The following is a 22302-nucleotide window of genomic DNA, read 5'->3' on the forward strand; positions in this document are numbered from 1 at the left end:
TCTAAGGCAATCATTGAGCATCGTGCCCGGAGTTCGGGTGGCGAAGAACGCTAGCGAGCGCGAGAACGCAGCAGCTGGACGCACTGGAGAAAGTGGTTAGGCCACGTCGACGCGAGTCGGTCTCCAGGTGCGATGGACGCACCCACAATTTCTCGGTGGTGAAATCGAAGAGGCCACACCCGATCCCATCCCGAACTCGGAAGTTAAGCTCTTCGGAGCCGATGGTACTGCTAGGGCGACTTAGTGGGAGAGTAGGACGCCGCCGGGGTTTTTTTTGCCTGCATCAAGTCTTCTTGATGCAGGCTTTTTTTTTGCGTTTTTTACGACTAGTCAGGGCTCCACGTGATGGTCTCGAAACGTCTCCCTCTCTTCCTCGCCGCACTTGGACTGGGCTGTGGTCCTGGTGTTTCATCACCAGCTTCGCTCGGCACCTCTCCTCCGCCAGTGCAGCCACGTCCTTCCAGCGTAGAGCCGGCGGTCTTCAAGACATCCCTCGAGAGCGTCGGCCTTGATGGGGCATCGCTCGACCGAACAGCCAATCCGTGTGGCGATTTCTATCAGTTCGCTTGTGGGGGCTGGCTTGCTGCAAACGAGATCCCTGGGGACGAGGCCTCCTGGATGCGCAGCTTCAGCGAAATCGCGAAGCGCAACGAGCAGGAGCTTCACCGCATCCTGGAGGAGGCTTCAAAGCAAGCGTCTGCCGACGAGCTCAACCGGAAGGTCGGCGACTTCTATGGCAGCTGCATGGATGAATCCGTGCGGGAGGCAGGTGGGAGTCGACCGATTGCAGCGCTTCTCGCCCGCGCAGGCAGAGTCCAGAGCCCAGCGACCATTGGAGCTTTCATCGGAGAGCTGCATTCTCAGCGAATCTGGGCTCTTTTCGATATCGCGTCGGCGCAGGACTTCAAAGACGCGACGAAAGTCATCGCTCAACTGGATCAAAATGGGCTCGGCCTACCTGACAGAGACTATTACCTGAAGGATGATGAGCGCTCGATTGAGCTGCGTCGCAGCTATACGACGCATGTAGAGAAGATGATGCAGCTCATAGGCCTCTCGGAGCGGGGGGCGAAAGCTGCTGCAGTCGACGTCATTGCCGTGGAGACCGCACTCGCTCGGGTGTCGAAGACCCGGGTCGAGAGGCGAGACCCCAAGGGCCTGTATAACCCCGTGGATCGCGCGCAGCTTTCGAAGCTCGCTCCTGAATTCCCGTGGGCTGCATACTTCAAATCCCTCGGCGTGGCGACGACGCCTCAAGTCAATCTGACGAGCATTCCTTTTTTCGAGGGAATGAGTCCGCTACTGCGAACGGTCAAGCCTGTGGCCTGGCAGAGCTATCTCAAGTGGCAAATCGCTCGCTCTTTGGCCCCTGCTCTGTCCAAGTCATTCGCGGATGAGAGTTTCCGGCTGACCTCGACACTGACTGGGCAAAAGGAAGACCTTCCTCGCTGGAGGAAGTGCGTGCGATCGACGGATGCCGCGCTCGGGGAGCTGCTTGCTCAGCCGTTCATCCGGTCCAACTTCGCAGGCGAGAGCAAGCAAGCCGCTGAGCGCATGGTGCATGAGATCAGCCGCGCTTTCGCGACCGAGCTGGGACGCCTCGATTGGATGGATGATGCGACGAAGCAGCGGGCTCGAGAGAAACTCGATGCGATGGCGTACCTGATCGGATATCCCGATCGATGGCGCACCTATGACTTCACCGTCAATCGTAAAGAATACGGTGCCAATGTGCTCGCGGCGCGTGCCTTCGAGACACAGCGTGACCTGGCCAAGGTGGGCAAGCCACTCGATCGTGATGAGTGGCAGATGAGCCCCCCCACGGTCAATGCCTACTACGACCCGCAGCGCAATCACATGGTGTTCCCTGCGGGCATTCTGCAGCCGCCCTTTTACAGTGTGAAGTCGAGCATCCCGGTGAACCTGGGCGGTGTCGGTATGGTGGTGGGCCACGAACTCACCCATGGATTCGACGATGAAGGTTCCCAGTTCGACGGCAAAGGCAATCTTGCCGACTGGTGGTCGCCGACGGTGGGTGAGGCGTTCAAGAAGCGCACCGGCTGTGTGGCGTCTCAGTTCGCGGAGTTCGAAGCCCTCCCTGGCCTCAAGCTGAACGGCAAGTTGACGCTCGGCGAGAACATTGCCGATCTGGGCGGCCTGAAGCTCGCATTCCAAGCCTACCGAGCCATGAGGTTCGGGGCTGCAGAGGTCACCGAAGCCAGTGGCTTCAGCGAGGACCAGCAATTCTTTCTAGCCCACGCCCAGGCGTGGTGCGGCCAGATGCGGGACGAGGCGCTGCGCGTCATGGTGGCGACGAATCCTCATTCGCCGCCACGCTTCAGGGTGAACGGGCCGCTGATGAACATGCCGGAGTTCACGGAGGCCTTCCAGTGCACGGCGGGAACTCCGATGAGACCCGCCAACACATGCTCTGTCTGGTGAGCGCTCGCTCGCTCAGGCCAGCGCGACCCAGACCGACTTGAGCTGGGTGAGCTCTTCGAGCACTGCTCTCCCGTTTTCCCGACCAAAACCAGACTGCTTGACGCCTCCATAAGGACTGGCGGCGTCAAAGCGATTGAACGTATTGATCCACACCGTGCCGGCTCGCACCCGTGATGCCAGTCCGTGGGCTTTGCTGACGTCGCGGGTCCAGATTCCCGCAGCGAGCCCGAACTCGGTCGCATCGGCGATGCGCGCTGCCTCGTCCACGTCATCGAAGGGAATCACGGCCAGGACAGGCCCGAAGATTTCCTCGCGCGCGATGGTCATGTCCTCACGAACCCCTGAGAACACGGTGGGTTCGACGTAATACCCCGGTCCCCGCGAACTGCCCCCGATCTCTCGGCGTGCCCCTTCCGCCTGGCCCCGCTCGATGTAGCTCAACACCCGACCCAGGTGGGCTTCCGAGACCAGCGGACCCATCTGCGTCCCGGGATCGAGCGGGTCACCAGGCTGCATCTTGCTCGCCCCCTGCGACACGACCTCCAGCACCTGGTCATGAATCTTCCGCTCGACGAGCAGCCGGCTTCCCGCCGTGCAGATCTCGCCTTGGTTGTAGAACGCAGCGAGGACTGCAGCGCGGGCCGCAGCCGTCACATCCGCGTCGGCAAAGATGATGTTCGGACTCTTGCCCCCGAGTTCCAGCGACACCTTCTTCAAGGTGTCCGCCGCCGACCGCATGATCACCCGCCCTGTCTCCGTGCCACCCGTGAACGAGATCTTGGCGACGTCGGGGTGCTGCACGAGCGCTGCGCCGGCCTCCTCCCCGTGCCCGGTGACCACATTCAGCACCCCAGGAGGGAGACCCGCTTCGGCCAGGATGCGTCCGAGCTCCAGCGAAGTCAGGCTCGACTCCTCCGGTGGCTTGAGCACCACCGTGTTTCCCACGGCAAGCGCTGGCGCGACTTTTCGAGCCGCGAGCAGCAGCGGGAAGTTCCACGGGATGATGGCCCCGATGACGCCCAGCGGCTCGCGCAACGTATAGTTCAGGAACGGGCCGCGCACGGGGATCGTCTCTCCGTGCAGCTTGGTAGCCCAGCCCGAGTAGTAAAAGAACGTATCTGCCGCGCGAGGCACATCGATCGTCTTCGCGTTGGTAATGGGCTTGCCCGTGTCGAGTACCTCGAGGTGCGCGAGTTCCTCGAGCCGCGCCATGATCAGCTCTCCTGCCTTCCACAGGACGCGTGCGCGCTCGTTCGGATCCGTCTTCGCCCAGCCGGGGAACGCGGCGCGTGCCGAGGCGACGGCGGCCTCGACGTCCTCGCGTCGCCCGCGCGCATGGGTCACGAGGAGCTCACCCGTGGCCGGATTCTTCTTCTCGAAGGTCTCACCAGCGCGGCTATCCGCTTCCTGGTTGCTGATCCAGTGCCGCCTGGCGGACAGCGGCAGGGATTGAATGGAGCGCTCTACCATGAAGTCGATCCTATCGCTGACAAGCCCGCTCCCGTGCGAGATACTGACCCACCGCATGGACAGCACCGAAGAGCGCGCGAACGCTGCCTCTCCTCGTCAGGTCGTCACCGACCTCCCTGGTCCGAAGGCTCGCGCGCTCATGGCGCGCGGCACCTTCGACATGCAGTCCCGCTACCGGGCCGTCGTCATGGACGAAGAGCGCAGCCAAGGCTGCTGGCTGGCGGATGTGGACGGCAACGTCTTCCTGGACCTCTTCGCCAACTTCGCGCTGGGCGCGCTTGGGTACAATCACCCCGCGCTCTTGGAAGTCGCGCGGAGCCACGCCTTTGCGGCCGCGGCAGCCAACCCTACCTCCACCCCCTTCATCGCCACACCAGCCTGGTTCGATTTCATCCAGGCGATGGAGCAACAGTATGCGCCCCGCGGCATGGGTCGCATCTTCTGCGTCGATGCAGGGGGCGAAGGCGTGGAAGCTGCCCTCAAGGCGGCGTTCATCCAGCATGGCGAGCGGCAGCGCGTGGCAGCAGGGCGCCCAGCGAACCCCCTCTTGCTGCCTGACGAAGAGCAGCAAGCCATCCTCCAGGGAACACGCCGCAGCGACGCCGTCGTCGTCTCGTTTTCGGGTGCCTTCCATGGCCGCGGTCTGGGCCCCCTGTCAGCCACCCACTCCAAGGTCATCCACAAGGCGGACCTCCCCTCGTTTCCCTGGCCCGTGGCTCCCTTCCCTGCGAACCGCTTTCCCAGGGAGCGCCACGAAGAGCACAACCTCCGCCTCGAAGCGGAAGCCCTCGCCGAACTCTCCCGCATCCTCGACCAGCATGCAGGCAAGGTCGCCGCCATCCTCGTCGAACCCGTGCAGTCCGAGGGAGGAGACCGCCACGCGAGCCCAGCGTTCTTCCAGCGCGTCCAGGCCCTCGCAGCCGAAGCGGGTGCCGCGTTCATCCTCGACGAAGTCCAGACCGGCATGGGCATCACGGGCACCCTCTGGGCCCACGAGCAGCTTGCGCTCCCACGCCCCCCGGATCTCGTCTGTTTCGGCAAGAAGATGCAGATGGGAGGCTTCTTCGCCGCCCCGGCCCACGACATCTCCCAGTTCGGTCGCATGTACCAGACCCGCAACGGCGACCGCACCCGCGCAGCACTCGCGCTGGCCACCTTGCGCACCATCGACGCCGAGAACCTGCTCACCAACGTCACCGAAACGGGCGCCTACTTCCTCGCGCAACTCCAGGGACTCGCCGAACGCTACCCTGACCTCGTGACCGAGCCTCGTGGGCGAGGCTTCCTGCTGGCCTTCGATCTACCGACGCCTGCCACGCGAGACGACTTCCTCGCGCGGTGCCAGCGACAGGGCGTCTTCGCCACCTACACGGGCACGCGCTCCGTGCGGCTCCGACCGCACCTCATCACCCGGCAAGCAGAAGTAGACGAAGCCGTGTCCATCTTCGACGCCACGCTCCGAGAGATGACCCGATGATCGCCCCCGACGACGTGCCGAAGACCGACGGCGGTGACAAAACCCGCGCTGCGCTGGAGCGGTTCGCACTCGAAGCCGCTGCGGACGCTGCAGCCTTCGACGAGGGCTACCACGCCCTGAACGCCGTCTTCGGCCCTCGAGGAGAGATCGAGCGCGCCGAGGTACTCCACCGCTGGTCCTCGGGCCCCCGCTTCCCCCCCGAGGCGTGGCCGGCCCGCATCCAGAGCAGCTACCACATGGTCCTCGCCCGCGATCGCACCCAGCAGGGAGCCCTCGCCGGCGTACGCGACTGCTTCGTCACGCTCGACCTGGCCGCGCGCCGCTGCGTCGCCTTGCTCTCCCACACCCTCGTCTTGCCCCCGTACCGCCGCTCCGGCCTCGCCGCCCTGCTCCGCGCGGCGCCTGTCGGCCTTTGCCGCCAGGCCCTCACCGCGGCCGGCCTCGACCCCTCGACCTCCGAGATCATCCTCTTCGCCGAGATGGAGCCGGCCGTCGCCGAGGAACCGGACACCATCATCCGCCTCCTCGCCTACGGCAGAGCGGGCTTCTCGGTCATCCCTCCCGCCCTCTTCCCCTACGTCCAGCCCGACTTCCGTGACCTCGTCACGCTCGGCGTCCCGCCAGCGCCGATCCCCCTCCTCGCCGTCATCCGCCAGGTCGGCGAAGAGACCCGCCGCACCATCCCCCGCGCCCGCGCCGAGGGGTGCCTCCGCCAGATCCACGCCATCCACGCCTGCGACAACCGCCCCGAGGACATCCAGGCCTTCCAGGACCACACCGCCCGCGCCCTCTCTCGCGCGAGCGGCAAAGAAATCCCGCTCCTCCCCCTCCCCGTGGGGACCGACGCCCTCGCCGCCCTCGGCCCCCTCGTTCGCAGCGAAGTCCTCGCGCGCTACCCGGAGCGCTGGCGCCGCGTCGAACTCGAAGACCCCGCAGACGAACGCGCCGCGATCGCCGCCGCCTGGCCTCGCCTCACTTGAAGATCCACGCCGCCGTCTCGCCCATCTTCCCGCGGAACTCTTCCTCCCACCGCGACAGCCGGATCGACAGGAACAGCGCACTCACCGCCAGCACCACCCCGGCCACCACGTCGATCGCGTAGTGCCAGCGCAGCAGCATCGTCGAGATGATGATGTTGCCCGAGAAGAACGCCGTCACCACCGCGAGCGGCAAGAACCGCTTGTCGTACCGCGCGCTGTTGAACGCCCACAGCGCGAACCACAGCGGCGACGCCGTGTGCAGCGAAGGAAAGATGTCCTTCATCGCGCCACCCGCCTGCACCGTGTCGATCACACACTTCCAGAAGAACCCCCCATCCACGGGCCCCTGGTACATGTGCTGCAGTGCGCCGATCGGCCCGTACCCGGGCACCGCCATGTACCCGAGCTGCCCCACGCAGTAGACGATCCCCGTCCCGATCGCGAACTCCGTCGTGTGCCGGCTCGGGCGACGCAGCCACACCGCCAGCAGCATGTAGAAGCCACAGATGAAGAAGTAGCTGAAGTAGAAGAACGCGAACCACTCCACGATGGGCCGCTGATTGAACCGCTCCATCCAGAGCGCCGGCTCCACCCCGAACAGCATCAGATCGAGCTGCAAGAGCTGCAAATCGAGACTGTCTGTCCTCACGATCGGCAGCACGTCCCGCAGCGTCAGGTAGTTCATCAGCACGATGCCCGGCATCACCATCCGGTACACCGTCCTCCGGATGGCCGGCGACACGCTCGTCGCGCCGCGCGCGAAGATGCAGCCCAGCACCAGCACCAGCACGCTGGCCATCGTGCGCCGCAGACATTGCGCCTGGATCTCGCTCGGCTCCGACCGCGCGACCAGCGCCGTGATCGCGAACAGGTACCCTGTCAGGACCGCGTCCTGGATGGTGAACAGCGTCAGGATCCCCTTCAGGGCCGACGCCCCCGGCAGCTCCGACGTGCCCGGCAGCTCCGGATGCCCACCGCTCTTTGGACCGTGATCCCCGGGGGCCTTGGTGATGTCGCTCGTGAGTCTCTCGTACATAGTGATTCCCCCTACGTGGTTCGGCGAGGGCACCGGCCTCGACACAGCGCGGGGTGAACAGGGGGCTCCCCGGCGGCGACGCCTGTCTGCCACAACAGAGCAACCGCGGGGCCATCTCAGCGTCGAATTTTTCGACAGCCATCTCCCCCGAGTGCGGCGCTTTCCGAAGGATCCCGCCGCCGAGGTGAGAAGGCCGCGACGCACTTGCTGGGAAGTCGCCTCCCCAGCGCTGCGTCATCACCGCTCCGAAGAAGGCGGAGACGCCCAGGCATGCGCCTCCCCGGACCCGTCACTGCGCTCCTGCACCTCGGCCGACCACTCGTCGTCGAGCTCGGGAGGCCCTGGCCGGTCCGTATCGAGCCGCTCCGTGTCGGGCCCGTCCGTTTCGTGCTCCGGAGGCGAAGGCGCGAGCGGCGTCCCCTCCCACGTGAAGTCCTTGTCCCGGCTCCCGTACACGTACCCCCGCGGCCGACCCTCCAGCTCCCCCGCGATCCGCGTGAGCTGCTCGTCGAGGAAGCGCGGGTTCTTCACCTGCTCCCGCATCGGCCCGTTCAGGTAGCTCGCGACGATCGGGTCGTTCGGATAGTAGCGATTGAACACGTTGTACCTGAACAGCGGCTTCAACCGGTGCAGCGTGCTCGGCCCGCTGGGCAGCGGCAGAAGCTCCACGTACTTCTTGCGCTTCGCTCGCTCCTCCAGCCGATCCAGCACGAGCTGCAGACTGTTCTCCAGAAACTCGGGCGCACAGTGGTCGGCGAAGTCGTCGTACAAGAGACGCATCAGCGCCCGTGCCTCATCGATCGGGAGCTGCGCTTGCCGCTCTCGCCCCATCCGCCGCACCAGCAACATCAGCGGCAACGGCCGGTTCCCCGTCTCTTCAATCTGCTCCGGATCCCGGAAGTCTGGCTGCCGATACGGGAAGTGACGCGGATTGATCGCGTCGAATCCACCGCGCCCGTAGAACAGCACCCGCTGCCACGACACCGGCTCCTCCGGCGAGAAGTACTCCGACTCCGCCGTCAGATTGAGCCGCATCCCGAAGTACTTCCCCGGTGAGTTCGGCGCGGGCAGCGTGATCTTCCCCATCGTGTGCAGATCGAGCAGGTACTGCATCGCGATCTCCACCGGCGAGATCCGCAGCCAGTACGACAGCACCGTCCCGCGCGCCTCGGGTCGCATGTAGATGTGCGCCAGGTACACCACGCACAGGTCCGGCGAGTACGCCGGGTTCACCAGGATCGTCCCGTCGCGCACCCCACGGATCTTCCCGTCGGCGCCGCGCGCGACCAGGAAGAAGTACCGCATGTAGGTTCCTGAAGGCTCGGGCTCGAAGGGATCGTCGCGCAGGAACTTCCGGAGCACATCCTTGCGCTCCATCTCGGCCGTCGGACCGAACGTGTCCCACAGGAGCTGGTAACCCTCGTCGAACTCGGGCGCGTCGGGGTTGTCGACCGACCACAGCTCGTACTTGCGCGTCTCCCTCTCGATCATCTCCACCACGTCCTGGTGGAACAGATCCTTCATGCACAGCCGGACGCGCTTTTTCACAGGTGCTCCCTGGGCTCCCGATGGTGATGGATCGCCAGAGCGAGCCATCCATCGGGTGCCTACCAGGCCGCGGCATCGCCCCCGCAGCGACAGGTCTTCTCCTGGAAGTATGCCAAACTCGCAGAGAATTCGCGACAGGTCCTGTGCTAGCCTCACGCCTCGTGAGCCGCGCCATCCAGCAGATCCTGGAGATCGATCCGGCGCAGAGCGTGTGGACGGCCGACGGCCGACCTGATGAACCCTCACCACCGCTGCGCGACGACATCAAAGCAGACGTCGCCATCATCGGCGGCGGCTTCACCGGCATCTCCACGGCCTACCACCTGAGCCGTCGCTTCCCTGACCTGCGCATCGTCGTTCTCGAAGCGCGACGGCTCGCCAACGGGGCCAGCGGCCGCAACGGCGGCATGATGCTCAACTGGATCAACGGCGTCGGCACCGACGATCCCGCGCTCACCCGCCTGGTCTACGACACCACCCGGAGCGGCATCGAGGACATCGTCGCCCTCATCCAGCAGCACGATCTCTCCGTCCGCCACAGCCGCGACGGCTGCCTCGAGGTCTACACCGACGCCCGCCGCGCCGAAGCCGCGCACGCCCGGGTCGAGCGCCTCAACGCCATGGGCATCCCCGTCGCCTACCTCGACCGCGCGACGCTCGCTTCACGCCTCGGCATGGAGACCGCTGCCGGCGCCGTCTACGACGCCTCGGAAGGCCACCTCCACGGCGTCGACTTCCTCCGCGCGCTCAAGCCCGTCCTCCTCTCCCGGGGCGTCGCCATCTACGAACAGACCCCGGTCTGCCTCGTCACCGAGGGCTCCACCATCACCCTCACCACCCCGCACGGCACCGTCCGCGCCGCTGCCATCGTCCTCGGCACCAATGCCTACACCCCGGCGCTCGGCTACTTCCGCACCGGCCTCTTCGCCATGCACTCCCACGTCCTCGCCACCGCGCCCCTCACCCCCGAGCAGCGCGCCGCGATCCCCTGGGGCAAGGTCACCGGCTTCACCGACGACATGGATCGCATCTCCTACGGATGCATCAACCACGAAGGCGCCATCGTCTTCGGCGGTGGTGGCAACGACGCCTACGCCTACCGATACGGCGGCAGCCCCAACTTCACCGGCTCCACCGAGCGCGCCGCGCGCACCATGCAGCGCCTCCTCCACAAGTATTTCCCTGCCCTCGACGGCGTCCCCATCGCCCAGCGCTGGAGCGGCCCCCTCGGCATCACCATGAGCCGCGTCTGCAGCATCGGCGTCACCGGCGAGCACCGCAACGTGTACTACGGCGTCGGCTACAGCGGCCACGGCATCACCCTCGCGAACCTCGCCGGCCGCGTCATCACGGATATTTACGCTGGTGAAGGCGAACGCTGGGAAGGCCTGCCCTTCTACAACAAGCGCCTCACCGGCGTTCCCCCCGAACCTTTCCGCTGGGTCGGCTACCAGGCGTACACCCGCCTCACCGGCCGATCGCCCCGCCGCACCGACTGACGCACACCCGCGTCCCGCCTCTCGCTCCTTCAGCACCGACGCAACGGCCCCTGGCCTCGCCCCCGCTCCGACGATCACCCCCGCAGCTCCAGCGGTGACGACGCCGGTTCCGATCGTAAGATCGAGGAGCGAATGTTCTGCGCGCGCTGTCACCGGGAGTATGACGCGGCCCGCTTCTGCCCCTACGACGGCGCAGAGCTCCACGACGCCCCCCAGACCACCCTCTTCGCCTCGCGCCCCACCCGCCGACGCGGCGAGATCCTCGGCGACCGCTACATCATCTGCGGCTACCTCGGCCGCGGCGCCATGGCCAAGGTCTACCTCGCCGAGGACCGCCAGAACCTCCGCCCCGTCGCCATCAAGATCCTCGAACCCGCTCACGCCGGCGCCCAGCGCACCCGCGAACGCTTCCTTCGCGAAGCCCAGGCCGCCGCCATGATCGGCCACCCCAACATCGTCCGCGTCTTCGACGTCGGCCAGCGCAGCGACGGCAGCCCCTACCTCGTCATGGAGTACCTCTTCGGCGAGTCCCTCGGCGACTGGCTCCGCCGCGAGCGCGTCATGGACGCCGAACTCGCCGTCCCCGTCCTCCGCCACGCCGCCAACGCCCTCGGCGCCGCGCACCGCGTCGGCATCATTCACCGCGACGTCAAGCCCGACAACCTCTTCCTCGTCGGGCAACCTGGCGACCCCTACGCCGTCAAAGTCCTCGACTTCGGCCTCGCCAAGAACACCGCCCAGGCGGGCCTCACCGTCACCGGCTTCGCCGTCGGCACCGTCGAGTACATGTCCCCCGAGCAGGTCGTCAGCGACCTCCACGACCAGCGCACCGACATCTACGCGCTCGGCATCGTCATGTACCGGACCTTCACCGGCAGCCTCCCCTTCGCCCGCATCGAGGACGACACCGACATCCTCGCCCAGCACCTCCTCGTCGCGCCCCCGCCCCCCTCGCAGGTGAAGCCCGAGCTCGACCCCCGCATCGAGTCCGTCATCCTCAAGGCCGCGCGCAAGCACCCCGACAACCGCTACCCCACCATGGACGCCCTCGTCGAAGACCTCGACCGCCTCGCCAGCGATCGCCCCCTCCTCGCCGACGCCCCCCTCCAGCTCACCGACACGTACGAACCCCGGGGCGTCTTCGCCCGCCGCGCGACGACCTATTTCTACAAGCGCCTGGGGATGCTACCCCGTTCCCTCCAGGGCTGACCCGCCCGACCCTTCGCCATGCCCTACAACGCCGCGTTTCGCTGCTTCGCCGGCTGCCCGGGCCGCTACCCCCTCACGCAGCCCCTCTACCGCTGCCCGACCTGCAACGGCCTCCTCGACGTCGTCCACGACCTCGACGCCCTCCGCACCCGCAGCGCCGACACCTGGAAGCGCCTCTTCGAAGAGCGCTTCCGCCGCGGCCCCTGGCCCCTCGGCTCCGGCGTCTGGGGCAAGCGCGAGTGGGTCGCCCCGGGCCTCCCCGACGACGCCATCGTCTCCACCGACGAAGGCGGCACCAGCCTCCTCCGCGCCGACCGCCACGGCCGTGCCCTCGGCCTCGACGAGCTGTGGATCAAGCAGTGCGGCACGAGCCACACCGGGTCCTTCAAGGACCTCGGCATGACCGTCCTCGTCTCCGTCGTCAACCAGGCCATCCGCCAGGGTCTCCGTGTCCGCGCCGTCGCTTGCGCCTCCACGGGCGACACCTCCGCGGCCCTTGCCGCCTACGGCGCCGCCGCCGGCCTCCCCGTCGCCGTCTTGCTCCCGCGTGGCAAGGTCTCCACCGCCCAGCTCGTCCAGCCCATCGCCGCGGGCGCCCTGGTCCTCGCCCTCGACACCGACTTCGACGGCTGCATGACCATCGTCCAGCGCCTCGCCGAAGACGGCGTCGTCTACCTCGCCAACTCCATGAACCCCCTGCGCATCGAGGGCCAGAAGACCGTCGCCATCGAGATCGCCCAGCAGCTCGGCTGGAGCGTCCCCGACTGGGTCGTCCTCCCGAGCGGCAACCTCGGCAACGCCTACGCCCTCTACGCCGGCTTCCGCATGCTCAAGGACCTCGGCCTCACCGCTCGCATGCCCCGCCTCGCCGTCGCCCAGGCCGAGCGCGCCGACCCCCTCTACCGCGCCTGGACCGCGGGCCAGCGCGACGTCGCCCCCGTCGTCGCCGGCGAGACCGTCGCCACCGCCATCCGCATCGGCAACCCCGTCAGCGCCCCGCGTGCCATCAAGGCCCTCGACGAGATGGACGGTGTCGTCGAAGCCGCCACCGAGGCCGAGATCTGCGACGCTGCCGCCCGCGCCGACCGCACCGGCCTCTACACCTGCCCGCACACCGCCGTCGCCCTTGCCGCCCTCGAAAAGCTCGAACGCCGCGGCATCGTCCGACGCGGCGACCGCGTCGTCGTCGTCTCCACCGCCAGCGCCCTCAAGTTCACCGAGTTCAAGGTGAAGTACCACGAGCGCGCCTTGCCGGACGTCGAGAGCACCTGGGCCAACCCCCCGGTCCACGTCGCTCCCGACTACCACCGCGTCCTCGACACCCTCGAGCGCCACGCCGCCGCCATGACCTGAGTCCCCGCGGCCTCCATGACCCGAGGCCCTGCGGCCTTCACGAACCCCTCACCGTTCCCTGTGATCTCGACCGATTCATGACCGCCCCGCCGCGCCTCTCGAGAAGCGCTGCCCGGGCACGACCAACAGCGCGCGGGGGGAACCCACGACCTCTGAGGATCCCATGAAAATCGCCACCATCATCGCCCGCGTCTTGCTCGGGCTCATGTTCCTGGTCTTCGGCCTCAACTTCTTCTTCAACTTCCTCCCCATGCCGCCGCCCCCCGAGGTCGAGACCCCGGCCACCCAGTTCGGCGCGGCCCTCTACGGCAGCGGGTACATGCACGCCGTGAAGGTCTTCGAGATCCTCGGCGGCATCGCCCTCCTCTCGGGCTTCTTCGTCCCCCTCGGCCTCGTCTTCCTCGGTCCGATCATCGTCAACATCGCCTTCTTCCACATCTTCCTCGACAAGAGCGGCTTCGAGATGACCTTCGCCATCGTCGCCCTCGAGCTGTTCCTGCTCTACGCCTACCGCACGAGCTTCGCCCCGCTCTTCCAGGCCAAGCCCCCGAGCGATCCGCAGGCTGCGTCGAAGCCGACCCCCGCCGCGTGAACCGCGCCTTCTGAGCGCATCGGGGAGCGCCCGGCTTCCCGCCTCTGTCTCGCACGCACCCCCCTCCCGCGCGCTCCTGTCTCGCACGCACCTCCTGGCGCGCGCTCCTGGCGCGCGCTCCTGTCTCGCACGCACTTCCCGCACGTTGCCGACACCGATCGTACGGCGCGCCCATTGACGTTGCTTTCCGCGAGGTCATGAAGAGATCAGGAACCCGTCGGACGCTTCGACATCGACCCGCCACCGCGTGGTGATCGTTCGTCCTTCTCACGCTGCGCGTCCGTCCTGTCACGAACGGAGGGCCACCATGAGGATCCTGCCTGCCCAGTTAGCGCTGCTGAAGGCGAGCTTGAACGCGCGTTTTGCGCAGCACCTCGCCGAGATTCTGCGCGCCGAGCACCCCACCAAGGTGGCCGACATCTCGCCCGCCACCTTGCAGCGCGAGCTCCTCTCGCTCATCGAGCGCGCCCATGGCTACGGCCTCACGCTCGACGAGGATCTCATCGCCTTCGCCGAGCTCTCCTTCGTCGTCGGCCGCGGCTTCGACCGCCACCCGTTCATTCACGGCGTGCTGACGGACGAGACCGTGCATCCCGACGAGCGCATGGAGCGTCTCTTCGAGATGGCCGAGCCCGAGGACTGGAGAGAGGCGAGCGAGATCTACACCCTTCCTCGCTCGGAGCGGGCCGCGTGACCGGGCCGGACAGTGCCTCCGCCGACGAAGACTTCCTCCTCGCCCTCGCCGGGCTTCAGCACCTGGAGATTGTCTCGGAGAGCAGCACGGTGCCCGATGTCGCCGTGGCAGCGCAGGACGTCGGGAGGTCGCGCGTGGGGAAGCGGAGGCGGTCTTCGGCGGAGGAAGATCCTCGTGAGCAGGACTCACGATCCACCAAGCGCAGCACCCTCATCGCCGCCCCCTGCGAGGCGCCAGCGAGGAAGCCCATGCCGCACGCAAATCCTGCGTTTTTCGTCGCCTCGTTCGACTCGGACGCTTCCGACTCGGAGAGCGAGCTGGAAGACGAGACGAGAACCTTCGTCGAGCCCGTGAAGCGGAAAAGCGAAGAGGCAACGACGAACACCGAGCGGACGGTGTTCAACCACCGGAGGATCTTCAACTCGACGAAGGCCGATGGGCGGACCGTGAAAGACGGCGAGAAGGTCACGATGCGCGACGAAGACGGAAAGCGCAAAGTCCCGCCCGTGAACAACCGCATCAAGGGTCAGGCCGAATGGGACAACCTCGACCTGGAGGCGGACGCGAAGGCGATTCACGACGTGATCCCCAGGACGGTCATGAGGAAGGGTCAGGTGCGCGCCAATCAAACACATGGCGCGACCACCATCCTCTGCACCGTGATGGAAACCGAGACCGCATATCGAAAGCTGGTGTTCTGGAACAGGGATGGGCGCATGCCGCCGGCCATGCGGAAAGTGGCGCATGCGCGGGGCTACCACGCCATTCAGGCGCCCGCGGCCCATGCCGAGGGCGAGATGGTGGAGTACGTGCACAACTACAAGTTCCGAACGCTGGTCATCATGGGCTGCGACAAGCCGCATTGCGCAGAGTGCAGGGTGCTCGTGACGGGGTATCTCGAGCGCCCCTATCTCAGCCATTCGGAGAGTTCGACGAAGGTCTTCAGGACGTACAACATGAACACGCCTTTGAAGGAAGCCACGGGACGCTCGGTGCGACCGCGTGATGAGCCAGGCTTCGATCCCAACCAACGGTGAGTGGCACTGCCCAGCGGGCCGGTGCGCGGGAGGTGATGAGCGAGCTCTTCGACGTGTGCGTGGTCGACAGCCCAGCGCCAAAGGTGAAGGCGCCGGTTGCGCGCTGGCGGCCCGTGCTTCATGACCATCCCGCGGGGGGGCTTCGCCGGAGGCCGCAGCATGAAGCTCTCGATCGTCGACATCTCCCCCGTCCCTCCCGGCGCAACGCAGGCCGACGCCCTCGCCCACACCATCGCGCTCGCGCGCCATGCCGAGCGCCTCGGCTACGAGCGCTACTGGCTCGCCGAGCACCACGGCACCGCTTCCATCGCCTCGCACGCGCCCGAGGTCCTCATCCCCGCCGTGGCCGCGGCCACCAGGAGCATCCGCGTCGGCTCGGGCGCCGTCCTGCTCAACCACTACAGCCCTTACAAGGTCGCCGAGCAGTTCCGCACCTTGCACGCCCTCTTCCCGGGCCGCATCGACATGGGCATCGGCCGCGCCTTCGCCGGCCGCATCCCCGAGGTCGCCTTGCAGCGCCACCGCGCCCAGCGCCGTCCCGTCGACGACTACGGCGAGCAGCTCGTCGAGCTGATCGCCTGGGTCGGCCAGGAGATGCCCCCGAACCACCCCTTCGCCGAGGCGCCCATCCTCCCCGACGTGCCTGGCGCCCCCGAGATGTGGCTCCTCGGCTCCAGCCCCTCCAGCCCGCACGTCGCCGCCCAGCTCGGCCTCCCGTACGCCTTCGCCGGCTTCATCTCGCCCGACGGCGCGCTCGCGGCCCTCCGCACCTACCGCGAGGAGTTCGAGCCGACCGCGGCCGAGAAGGTCGGCGTGAAGGCCCCGCGCGCCATCCTCGCCATGCACGTCGTCTGCGCCGACACGCAGGCCGAAGCCGAGCACCTCGCCATGACCGTGCGTTGCATGTACGCCCGCCTCAGCCGAGGCGACCTCGGCAGCCGCCTCGCCACGCCCGAAGAGGCCATCGCCGAGCTGGGAGGCCTCCGCCACGCGACCGACGAGCCCTGGCCACGCTTCGTCATCGGTGACCCCGAGCGCGTGCGCACCGCGCTGGAGCGCATGGCGCGCGAGACGCATGCCGAGGAGATCGTCATCCAGGACATCATCCTCGACCCGGCCGCCCGCGCCCGCTCGTACGAGCTGCTCGCGCGTGCGTTCGACCTCACCCCCCGCGCGGCATGAGCGCTCGACGCGGGGGGAGGGCAGGGATCACGGCGTCGCGAAGGTGAGCGTCACGCCGCGGCCGAACTGGAGGGAACCCGAGAGCGACACGGACCCGTCGTTCTCGATGGTGCCGGAGATGGCGGTGCTGTTCAGCGCGTCCATGTCGACGGAGACCGGACCGGAGGTGCTCCCCAGGGTGTAGGCCCCGTCGACGTTGACCGCCGTGCTGAAGGGGTAGAGTTCGAAGTCGCCGGTGGTGATCGCGTAGGTCGCCCGCGTCGGTTCGAGGAGCTGGAGGCTCATGTCGCTCGACGTGAAGGCCACCGGGCCCGAGGTGAACGGCCAGATGCCGGTCACCGGCGACACCAGATCCACGGACAGCGCGTCGATCATCATGGCGCAGCTGCTGAGCGTCGAGGGGCAGTCGTACGTCGAGTAGGTGATCGTCCCGATGAACGAGGCGGGGACGGCGTGGGTGCTGAAGTTGAGCGCGGCGTTCAGCTGCAAGGACACCGTGGTCGGCCCGAGCAGGGGCGGAAGGAGAGGGTGATTCGCGCACAGTGACCCGGCGACGAAGCTGCTGCAGTTGTCGTGGAGGATGCGTGCGGAGCCTGGATCCGAAGGGTTCTGGTGCTCCAGTTCGCGCTGGGCGACGACCTCCGAGCAGAAGGTCTGGCACATCTCATCGTCGGTCAGCCCGAGGCCCTCGTAGTAGATGGTGGGGACCTCGTAGCCACAGCCCGAGTTGAACAACTCGAACTTCGCCGTGGGGTGCCAGTCGCCGAGCTCCAGCTGCTCGACCCAGTAGGAGATCAACAGATCGTTGAAGTCATGCGGCGTCGCGCCCGAGGGCGTCGAGGGATCCGCCGTGCCGTGACAGTACACGGACGGCAGACCCGACCCCGGGGGCACGGGAGGAGGCAGCTCCGGGTCGACGTTGTCCGACTCGGGACAGAGAAACTCCGGGTCGTAGACATAGGGGATCTTCGCCATCTCCTTCGGATCGCAGACGAGTGGCTCGTCGTTTTCCACCCAGGTCTCGACCTCGACGGTGACGTGCTGACAGAGGTGAGCGATCTCCGTCGCCGAATAGCCACTCTCCTGACCGGCGATGATGCATTGATCGACGCAGAATTGCTCTGCATCCACGAGCGATGCGTCGCAGAAGGTCTGGAAGCCGTAGGGATCGTTGATGCTGTGGCCATTGCAGAGCCAGAGGTAATCGGGGAGGCCCTCCTCGGGTGCGGGAGAGGGAGCGCGGCACGTGTAGATCTTCCCGCAGCTCGGGCCGTGACAGATCGTGGGATCCGGGCACGCCGAGGAGACGTAGCCGGACTTGCACGTCGGGGGCGTGGGCGGGTCGCATCCGGCGACGAGGGCGAGGGCGAGCCCGAGCGCGGTGCGCGGTAGATGGTGGAGGAAAGGCAGGGGCATGATGGACCTCTTCGGACGTGGGGAGGCTGTCGGATCGCGCCGCACGCCGACGTCGCTCTCCGCCGTCTCGTCAGCGTCGCTTCGCAGGTGGGGCGCGCGCGTCCACGCAGCGCTCCTGCGGGAGCAGGTCACCTGGGGATGGCGATCACCTGAGAAACCAGGACGTCGGACGTCGGTGGAGGCAAAGCACTCGGCGGTGTCGGTGCGACGTGCGTCATCGCAACGCGCATGCCACGCCGGAAACCCAGCAACGAACCGACGTGCTTTCAGCGACCGGCGTGGCGAAAGAAGCCCGCTGCGAACGAGCGCACCTCCGGCGTCCAGCAACGAGCGCGCAGGCGTGCGGCGTCCAGCAACGAGCGCGCAGGCGTGTGGCTTCTGGCATGACGTGAGCGCCCAAGGCGGTGGACGATGCCCAGGCATGCGCGGTGTGCACGATGCGCTGTTCCGCGCCGGTGACACGGCGTCCGAGCACCGACGTCATGAGGGCATGACACCTGTCACACGCGCGAGACAGCGGAGCTGGCCGCGCACGCCCGCACGGGTGTGCCCCCCTTCGTCGCCATGACCTCGCCGGGCGACCTGTCGAGGCGCTCACGCGCGATGGCGGTTTTTGCGGTGCACCGTCGCTGCCGCGGGCACCCCGACGTGCGCCGTCGCCATCAAGCAGTATGCCCTCCTACATCCTGCACGCTGCCGTGGGCTCCCCCGCGCGTGCCGGGGTCGATGCACGGTATGCCCTCCTACAACCGGGATCTTGCCGCGTGCATCCCCGCGCGTGCCGGAGGTTTGCCATGTGTTCCCTCCTACAACCGGGATCTTGCCGCGTGCATCCCCGCGCGTGCCGGAGGTTTGCCATGTGTTCCCTCCTACAACCGGGATCTTGCCGCGTGCATCCCCGCGCGTGCCGCGTGCAACCCCGTCGCTGTTCTGGATGCCCCGCAGCGGTCGTGGAGGCTCCCGCGGGCGCCGTCTCCCTTGCCGTGGTCGCCGTGGTCGTCGCGAGCGCCGTCACGCGCGCCTCTGCGCGACCCTTCAGCTCACCTCGAGCAGCAGCGACGACCAGGCGAGCCCCGAGCCGACGACGACGACGGCCACGAGGTCGCCGGCGCGCAGGTCGTCCCAGCGCTGCGACAGCACGATGGGCGCGCCCGCTGCGCACTGATTGCCGTATTCGACGATGTTCGCGTAATGCCGCTCCGGCGGGATGCCGCGGCGCCGGCAGACGCTCTCCAGCATCGGCAGGTTCGCTTGATGACCGACGTAGATCAGCCGTGAGGCCTGGTCGGCAGGGACCTCTTGCTGAATCTCTTCGAGGAGTGACGCCATCCGCTTGATGGCGAACTTGTGCACCGCTGGACCATTCTGCGAGAAATAGCCCATGCGGGGGATGCGCACGTCGTCACAGCCGCTCGGGCTCGCGCCGAACTGGGTCCGCGTGACGCGCACCCGCGAGGGGACCCGGGTCGACACCACGGCGGCACTGCTCCCATCGCCGAACAGGACGGCGGTGTTGCGGTCGGTGTAGTCGACGATGCGCGTCGCGTTCTCCGGGGAGACCACCAGCACGAACTCTGGCGCGGCGGGGCCGAGCTGGCTCACGAAATGGAGCTGTGTGCCGAAGGTGCTGCACGCGGTATGCAGGTCGAACGCCGGCACTTCGAGGCCCAGTGCGTGGGCGACGCGCGACGCTTCGGCGGGGATGCAGGTGTCGGGGGAGCAGCCGCCCGCGATCACCATCCCGATCTGGGAGGGCTCGATGCCGGCGCGTTCGATGGCCATCTGTGCGGCGCGGCGCCCCGTCTCGGCATTGCTGTAAAGGGCGGCTTCCTGTGCGGCGCGCAGGTCGAGGTTCCGCGTCTCGCGGATGTAATCGAGGGGCAGCACGGTCCGGCGCCGGCGGATGCCGACGCGCTCGACGATCCACGCGTCGTTGGTGCCGATGTCCAGCGCCTCCAGGAAGGCGTTGTCGATCTCGTTCTCGGGATGGAAATGACCGATTCCGTGGATGTGGAGCATGGGACGGCGAGGGGACGCAGGGACGCATGTCGTACGTCGCGCGTCGCGCAGGATGCGCAGAAGACGCGGGGCGGGCGACGAATTCGGAGTCGACCTAGCACACGGAGCGCGAGCGGGGAAAGCGCCGAGCCCGATCCCGCGCGACGCCATGACCCGTCCGTGACACGGAGGCGTGACGCGGCGCGTCCGCCGCAGTAAGCGAGGCGCATCGGTGACGGGCGAAGGGCGCGGGAGAGGCGCCCGAAGGGCGCGGGAGAAGTGCCCGAAGGGCGCGGGAGAGGCGCCCGAAGGGCGCGAGAGAAGCGCCGATCGACGCAGAGCGGCGTCGGGACGGCGGTGAGCGACGGGTCGTCGAGGTGGCCTCGGACAGCGTCGGGGCGAGCCAGGAGGAGGCGGGGCGAAGCATGGATGCAGGGATTGCGCGAGGGACGACGGACGAGGTTCTCGGTCGGCTGGAGCGGGCGTTCGCGGGGTGGTCGGAGGACGACGGGCCGCGGGTGGTGGCGACCGATGCCGATCAGACGCTGTGGGACGGGGACGTGGGCTTCGATCTCTTCGAGGCGCTGCTCGATGCGCGAGGGACGCGCGCGGAGGCGCGGGCGGCGCTCGCGGTGGAGGCGGAGGCGTGCGGGCTGTCCGTCAAACCTGGGGACGACGCGCACGCGCTGGCGGCGCGGCTGTACGAGGTGTTCGAGGCAGGCGGCTACGAGGAGTCGCGGGCGTTCGCGATGATGGCGTGGGCCTTCGCGGGCTGGTCGGAGGACGAGGTGCGGGGATTCGCGGATCGCACGTTCGCGCGGCTGCGGCTGGAAGAGCGCGTCCGGCCCGGGCTGCTCGCGGTGGTGCGCTGGGCGCAGGCGCACCGGGTGCGGGTGCTGGTGGTGTCGGCGTCGCCGCAGCTCGCGGTGGAGCGCGCGGTGGTGGCGTTCGACATTCCTCCTGCGGACGTGATGGCGATGTGTCCGAAGGTCGAGGCGGGGATCGTTCAGCCGTCGATGGCCGCGCCGCCGACGTACGGGCGCGGCAAGGTGCTGGCCGTGGAGCGGGCGCTCGGCGCTCGGGCTGGAGGGGCGACGAAGCTGCTCGCCGCCTTCGGCGATAGCGTCTACGACGCCGACATGATGCGTCTTTCCGTGGTGCCGGTGGCCGTGACCCCGGCGCCGAAGCTCCTCGCCGTGTGCGGCTCGATCCCGGGGGTCGTGGTGCTGGACCAGCCCGTGGCGCCCGTCGGTCAGAGGTAAGGGCGTGGCGTCGATCGCGCTGCGGGGGCTCAAGCGGCATTTCCCTGGCGCGGCGCGGGCCGCACTGGAGGGGCTCGATCTGGAGGTGGCGAGCGGGGAGCTGCTCGTCTTCGTCGGGCCTTCGGGGTGCGGGAAATCGACGGCGCTGCGGCTCGTGGCCGGGCTCGACACGCCGGACGCAGGAAGCATCCTGCTCGATGGGCGGGACGTGAGCCGGGTGCCGCCGCAGGAGCGGGACGTGGCCATGGTGTTCCAGGGCTACGCGCTGTACCCGCACATGACGGTGGCGGAGAACATGGGGTTCCCGCTGAAGATGCGGGGCGTGTCGCGTGAGGCGCGGGCGAAGCGGGTGGAGGAGGTGGCGGGGACGCTGGGTCTCGCCGGGCTCCTCGGGCGGCGGCCAGGGGAGCTGTCGGGCGGAGAGCGGCAGCGGGTGGCGATGGGGCGGGCGATCGTGCGGTCGCCGAAGGTGTTCCTGTTCGACGAGCCGCTGTCGAACCTGGACGCGGCGCTGCGCACGGAGCTGCGGGTGGAGCTGGCGGCGATGGTGCGGCGGCTGGGGACGACGTCGATCTACGTGACCCACGATCAGGTGGAGGCGATGACGATGGGGGATCGCATCGCGGTGATGCGCGCCGGGGCGCTGCTCCAGGTGGGGGCGCCGCGGGTGATCTACGAGGATCCGGAAGACCTGTTCGTGGCGGGGTTTCTGGGGTCGCCGGCGATCAACCAGGTGGCGGTGCGGCGCGAGGGGGATCGGTACGTGGCGGAGGGCGGGGCGCTGAGTTTGCCGGCGGGGACGCTCGGGGGCGAGCAGCTCGTCGCGGCGGTGCGGCCGGAGCACGTGCGGGTGCTGAGGTCGGACGAGGATGCTGAGAAGATGGCCTGCGTGGTGCGGGGTCGGGTGACGGTGGCGGAGCCGCTGGGCGCGGAGACGTTCGTGTACCTGGAGGCGGGAGCGCTGCGGCTGCGGGCGCGAGCGCGCGGGTTTGCGCAGGTCACAGCGGGGGATGTGGTGCAGGTCGGCCTGGAGACGGGCGCGGTGCTGTGGTTCGACCCTTTGTCGGGGGCGCGGGTGCGTCCGGTGTCAGGGGCGTGAGGCGCAGC

Annotated in this window: 17 protein-coding genes and 1 rRNA gene; 13 read left to right on the forward strand and 5 right to left on the reverse strand. The window is 67.9% G+C overall.

Annotated features, from left to right (window positions below; genetic code table 11):
• Positions 1–151 precede the first annotated feature (151 nt).
• Positions 152–268 (forward strand): 5S ribosomal RNA (gene rrf, locus CMC5_RS05375).
• A 77-nt stretch (positions 269–345) separates the two neighbouring features.
• A complete protein-coding gene (locus tag CMC5_RS05380) occupies positions 346–2442 on the forward strand; it encodes a M13 family metallopeptidase (RefSeq protein WP_063796213.1) in 2097 nt (698 codons plus the stop codon).
• 12 nt (positions 2443–2454) lie between these two features.
• Here the strand turns inward: CMC5_RS05380 and CMC5_RS05385 are convergent, their stop codons facing one another.
• Positions 2455–3912: an aldehyde dehydrogenase family protein gene (locus tag CMC5_RS05385; protein ID WP_082362260.1), complete on the reverse strand. Its 1458-nt coding sequence runs from the start codon at positions 3910–3912 to the stop codon at positions 2455–2457.
• Between the two features lie 55 nt (positions 3913–3967).
• Here CMC5_RS05385 and CMC5_RS05390 point away from each other — a divergent pair, with 55 nt between their 5' ends.
• On the forward strand, positions 3968–5389 hold the full coding sequence (locus CMC5_RS05390) for an aminotransferase class III-fold pyridoxal phosphate-dependent enzyme (RefSeq protein WP_050429411.1): 1422 nt from the start codon (positions 3968–3970) through the stop codon (positions 5387–5389).
• Positions 5386–6369: a hypothetical protein gene (locus CMC5_RS05395; RefSeq protein ID WP_050429412.1), complete on the forward strand. Its 984-nt coding sequence runs from the start codon at positions 5386–5388 to the stop codon at positions 6367–6369. Before CMC5_RS05390 ends, CMC5_RS05395 begins: the two co-directional genes overlap by 4 nt.
• Here the strand turns inward: CMC5_RS05395 and CMC5_RS05400 are convergent.
• A complete protein-coding gene (locus CMC5_RS05400; protein ID WP_050429413.1) occupies positions 6362–7405 on the reverse strand; it encodes a phosphatase PAP2 family protein in 1044 nt (347 codons plus the stop codon). The two genes, CMC5_RS05395 and CMC5_RS05400, sit on opposite strands and share 8 nt — an antisense overlap.
• Before the next feature lie 237 nt (positions 7406–7642).
• The gene (locus CMC5_RS05405) at positions 7643–8953 is read right to left on the reverse strand and encodes a hypothetical protein (RefSeq protein WP_245678307.1); all 1311 of its coding nucleotides are present in this window, start codon (positions 8951–8953) and stop codon (positions 7643–7645) included.
• 161 nt (positions 8954–9114) lie between these two features.
• Between CMC5_RS05405 and CMC5_RS05410 the strand changes: the two genes are divergently transcribed.
• From CMC5_RS05410 to CMC5_RS05440, 7 genes are all read left to right on the forward strand, one after another.
• Positions 9115–10452, forward strand: a complete 1338-nt coding sequence (locus tag CMC5_RS05410) for an NAD(P)/FAD-dependent oxidoreductase (protein ID WP_245678308.1) — start codon at positions 9115–9117, stop codon at positions 10450–10452.
• Positions 10453–10584: 132 nt separating this feature from the next.
• Positions 10585–11661, forward strand: a complete 1077-nt coding sequence (locus CMC5_RS05415; RefSeq protein ID WP_050429415.1) for a serine/threonine-protein kinase — start codon at positions 10585–10587, stop codon at positions 11659–11661.
• Positions 11662–11679: 18 nt separating this feature from the next.
• The gene (gene thrC, locus CMC5_RS05420; RefSeq protein WP_050429416.1) at positions 11680–13014 is read left to right on the forward strand and encodes a threonine synthase; all 1335 of its coding nucleotides are present in this window, start codon (positions 11680–11682) and stop codon (positions 13012–13014) included.
• 163 nt (positions 13015–13177) lie between these two features.
• On the forward strand, positions 13178–13606 hold the full coding sequence (locus CMC5_RS05425) for a DoxX family membrane protein (RefSeq protein WP_050429417.1): 429 nt from the start codon (positions 13178–13180) through the stop codon (positions 13604–13606).
• Positions 13607–13913: 307 nt separating this feature from the next.
• Entirely contained in the window at positions 13914–14300 is a 387-nt protein-coding gene (locus CMC5_RS05430; protein ID WP_050429418.1) for a hypothetical protein, read from the forward strand.
• A complete protein-coding gene (locus CMC5_RS05435; protein WP_050429419.1) occupies positions 14297–15337 on the forward strand; it encodes a hypothetical protein in 1041 nt (346 codons plus the stop codon). Before CMC5_RS05430 ends, CMC5_RS05435 begins: the two co-directional genes overlap by 4 nt.
• A 159-nt stretch (positions 15338–15496) precedes the next feature.
• Positions 15497–16519 carry an LLM class flavin-dependent oxidoreductase gene (locus tag CMC5_RS05440; protein WP_050435724.1) on the forward strand — a complete coding sequence of 341 codons (1023 nt, stop codon included), beginning with the start codon at positions 15497–15499 and terminating at the stop codon, positions 16517–16519.
• A gap of 27 nt (positions 16520–16546) precedes the next feature.
• Here CMC5_RS05440 and CMC5_RS05445 read toward each other — a convergent pair whose 3' ends face one another.
• Positions 16547–17935, reverse strand: coding sequence for a hypothetical protein (locus CMC5_RS05445; protein WP_156338232.1), 1389 nt, complete (start codon positions 17933–17935; stop codon positions 16547–16549).
• A gap of 1035 nt (positions 17936–18970) precedes the next feature.
• Positions 18971–19954, reverse strand: a complete 984-nt coding sequence (locus CMC5_RS05450; protein ID WP_050429421.1) for a 3-oxoacyl-ACP synthase III family protein — start codon at positions 19952–19954, stop codon at positions 18971–18973.
• Between the two features lie 404 nt (positions 19955–20358).
• On the opposite strand from CMC5_RS05450, the gene CMC5_RS05455 reads away from it, so the two are divergent.
• Together CMC5_RS05455 and CMC5_RS05460 are read left to right on the forward strand one after the other, a co-directional pair.
• Positions 20359–21195, forward strand: coding sequence for an HAD family hydrolase (locus tag CMC5_RS05455; protein WP_050435725.1), 837 nt, complete (start codon positions 20359–20361; stop codon positions 21193–21195).
• Between the two features lie 4 nt (positions 21196–21199).
• Positions 21200–22294: an ABC transporter ATP-binding protein gene (locus tag CMC5_RS05460; protein WP_050429422.1), complete on the forward strand. Its 1095-nt coding sequence runs from the start codon at positions 21200–21202 to the stop codon at positions 22292–22294.
• Positions 22295–22302: the final 8 nt, after the last annotated feature.

It is taken from the genome of Chondromyces crocatus, assembly GCF_001189295.1.
Classification (GTDB): domain Bacteria; phylum Myxococcota_A; class Polyangia; order Polyangiales; family Polyangiaceae; genus Chondromyces; species Chondromyces crocatus.